Consider the following 538-nt stretch of genomic DNA (forward strand, 5'->3'; position numbering starts at 1 on the left):
CGCTGGTTCACTCGGATAGAGAGTGGAGGTGCAGCGATGATGGGACCGAGACAAGTAGCGCAAGGCGCGCTGTTTTATGAGTTCTCGATTGAAGAGTTTATCCCGTCCGATCATCCGCTGCGCGGTATTGATCGCTTCCTTGATCTGTCGGAAGTCCGCCCTTTGCTCGCACCATCCTATAGCTCTAACGGTCGACCTTCGATTGACCCCGAGTTGATGATCCGCATGCTGCTGTTGGGCTACTGCCAAGGCATTCGATCTGAGCGCCGCTTGTGCGAAGAGGTGCATGTCAATCTGGCGTACAGGTGGTTTTGCCGCCTCGACCTCACTGATCCGGTGCCTGACCATTCGACATTCTCAAAGAACCGGCATGGACGTTTCCGCGAGAGCGGATTGTTCCGTCATTTGTTCGAGACAGTTTTGCAGCGCTGCATGGATGAAGGCCTTGTCGGTGGCCACAGCTTTGGCGTCGACGCCAGCCTGATACTCGCAAATGCGAACCAGACGCGCGGCATAGATAGCAAGGAAGGTCTGCCAC

General features: G+C 55.8%; 1 protein-coding gene. It reads left to right on the top strand.

All coding sequences use genetic code 11. The features are described from left to right. Positions 1-36: 36 nt before the first annotated feature. On the top strand, positions 37-538 hold a 502-nt coding region (locus MUB52_RS23960), incomplete at its 3' end, for a transposase (RefSeq protein ID WP_263846672.1).

It is taken from the genome of Roseobacter sinensis (genome assembly GCF_025755255.1).
In the GTDB taxonomy this organism is placed as follows: domain Bacteria; phylum Pseudomonadota; class Alphaproteobacteria; order Rhodobacterales; family Rhodobacteraceae; genus Roseobacter; species Roseobacter sinensis.